Origin of the sequence: Kineococcus glutinatus, from assembly GCF_039542765.1 — a bacterium.
Lineage (GTDB): Bacteria > Actinomycetota > Actinomycetes > Actinomycetales > Kineococcaceae > Kineococcus_A > Kineococcus_A glutinatus.
Map to the genome: position 1 here is coordinate 1 of NZ_BAABIL010000306.1, position 2,622 is coordinate 2,622.

Consider the following 2,622-nt stretch of genomic DNA (forward strand, 5'->3'; position numbering starts at 1 on the left):
TCCCGCGAGCGCGACGCCGTCGTCTTCGTCTTCGCCTACCCGGTGATCATGATGGGCATCTTCGGTGCCGTCTTCGGCGACCAGCAGGTCGCCCCCGGGGTGTCCTTCGCCCAGTACTTCGCGGCCGGGATCGTGGCCACCGGTGTCGTGCTGACGAGCTTCCAGTCACTGGCGATCACCATCGCCGGGGAGCGGGAGGACGGCACGCTCAAGCGGCTGCGCGGCACGCCGATGCCGCCGGTGGCCTACGTCCTGGGCAAGGTCGGGCTCGTGCTCGTCACCAGCGTCGCGCAGGTGGCCCTGCTGCTGGCCGTGGCCTCCCTCGCCTTCGGCGTGGACCTGCCCCCCGACGCGGCGCGCTGGACCACCTTCGGGTGGGTGTTCGTGCTGGGCACGGTCGCCGGCACCGTCCTGGGGATCGCCGTGTCCGCCCTGCCCCGCAGCGCGCGCTCGGCCAACGCCGTCATCGCCCCCATCGTCATCGTCCTGCAGTTCCTCTCCGGCGTGTTCTTCGTCTACTCCTCGCTGCCGGGCTGGATGCGCTCGGTCGCGGAGCTGTTCCCGCTGAAGTGGATGGCGCAGGGGATGCGCTCCGCCTTCCTGCCCGACTCCGCCGCGGCCGCCGAGGTCTCGGGGAGCTGGCAGCTGGGCACCACGGCGCTCGTGCTCGCGGCCTGGTCGGTCGTCGGCCTCGTCCTGTGCCTGCGCACCTTCCGCTGGACGCGCCGGGACGCCGGGTGAGACGGGGCCGGCCCCCGGGCGGTCGGCCGGCGCACCCGCCGGCCGACCGCTCCTCGGTGTGGATCACCACGGTGATCGGCTGGCACGTCGTCTTCTACGTGATGCTGGGGATCGCGGCGACCGCCCTCGTGGTCCGGGGCGACGGCTCACCCACCCCCTGGCTGCTCCTGCTGGGCCTGGCCGCCGGCTACGGGGTGCTGGCGGTGCCGGTCGCGCGGGTCGAGTGGTCGTGGCGGGGACGCGCCTACCTCGGTGTGCTCACCGCGGGCCTGGGGGCGCTGCTGGCCGTGCGCCCCGACCTGAACTTCCTGCTCTTCATCGCCTTCCCGCAGACGTGGTTCTACTCCCGCGACCGGCGCGAGGGCACCGTCTGGACGGTGCTGCTGGCCGTGGCCGCCACCGCGGGGCTGGCGGCGGCGTACGGGCCCGGTTCGCTGGAGGAGGTGGCGGGCGGCCTCGGCGTGAGCGTGCTGTTCAGCTTCGCCCTCGGGTGGTGGATCACCTCGATCATCGAGCAGAGCCGGGAGCGCAGCGAGCTCATCGCGGCCCTGGAGTCCACCCGCGAGGAGCTGGCCCGCGCCCACCACGACGCAGGGGTCGCCGCCGAGCGGGAGCGCTTCGCCCGCGAGGTGCACGACACCCTCGCGCAGAGCTTCACGAGCATCGTCCTGCTCGCGCAGACCGCCGCGACCCTGGCGCGCAGCCCCGCGGCGGACCGGCCGGGCGCGCTGGAGCGCATCGCCGAGCGCATCGACCTCGTCGAGGAGACCGCCCGCGACGGCCTGGCGGAGGCGCGCACCGTGGTGGCGGCCATGACCCCCGTGGGCCTCGCCGACGCCACCCTCGTCGAGGCGCTGGAACAGCTCGCGCAGCGGGTGGGCCGCGAATCGGGCGTGGACGTGCACCTGGAGGTCGACGGGCGCCCCGAGCTGGGCCGGGCGCAGGAGGTCGTGCTGCTGCGGGCGGCGCAGGAGGCGCTGAGCAACGTCCGGCGGCACGCGCGGGCCCGCTCGGCGCGGCTGCGCCTGGTCACCGCGGCGGGCACCACGACGCTGGAGGTCAGCGACGACGGGGTGGGCTTCGACACCGTCGCGGGCGCGGAGCGACCCGCCGGGTACGGCCTGTCCGGCATGCTCGGGCGGGTGGCGGACGCGGGCGGTGCGGCGGTGGTCGACAGCGCGCCGGGCAGGGGCACCCGGGTGGCCGTGACGGTGCCGGCGGGGCGGGGGGCGCCGTGATCCGCGTCCTCGTCGTCGACGACCACCCCGTCGTGCGCGCCGGCCTGGAGGGCATGCTCGAGGTGGAGGACGACGTCGAGGTCGTAGGCACCGCCGCCGACGGTGCCGAGGCCCTGGTGCGGGTGGCGGCGCAGGCCCCCGACGTGGTGCTGATGGACCTGCGGATGCCCGGCGTCGACGGTGCCGCCGCCACCGAGCGGATCCGGGCCGAGCACCCGGGCACCCGCGTGCTGGTGCTGACGACCTACGACACCGACGCCGACATCGTCCGCGCCGTCAGCGCCGGGGCCAGCGGCTACCTGCTCAAGGACACGCCCCGCGCGCAGCTCGTCGATGCGGTGCGCGCCGCCTCGCGCGGGGAGACCGTGCTGGCGCCGGGGGTCGCCGCCCGGCTGGTGGCGCGGATGCGCCGGCCACCCGTTGAGGCGCTGACCCCGCGGGAGCTGCAGGTGCTGGCCGCGGTGGCCCGGGGCTGCACCAACGCCGAGGTGGGTCGGGAGCTGCACATCGGCGAGGCGACCGTCAAGACGCACCTGCTGCGGGTGTTCGCCAAGCTCGGCGTGGACGACCGCACCCGGGCGGTGACGGCCGCGATGGAGCTGGGCCTGCTCCCCCCGCCGACCCGGTGACCCCGCCCGGGCGG

General features: G+C 75.7%; 3 protein-coding genes. All 3 read left to right on the forward strand.

Annotated features, from left to right (window positions below):
* The coding region (locus ABEB16_RS11920) for an ABC transporter permease (RefSeq protein ID WP_345712468.1) at positions 1–741 on the forward strand (741 nt) is incomplete at its 5' end.
* Positions 742–797: 56 nt separating this feature from the next.
* Positions 798–1,979, forward strand: a complete 1,182-nt coding sequence (locus ABEB16_RS11925; RefSeq protein WP_345712469.1) for a sensor histidine kinase — start codon at positions 798–800, stop codon at positions 1,977–1,979.
* Positions 1,976–2,608 (forward strand): response regulator, encoded by a 633-nt coding sequence (locus tag ABEB16_RS11930; RefSeq protein ID WP_345712470.1) that lies wholly within the window; start codon positions 1,976–1,978, stop codon positions 2,606–2,608. Before ABEB16_RS11925 ends, ABEB16_RS11930 begins: the two co-directional genes overlap by 4 nt.
* Positions 2,609–2,622 lie beyond the last annotated feature (14 nt).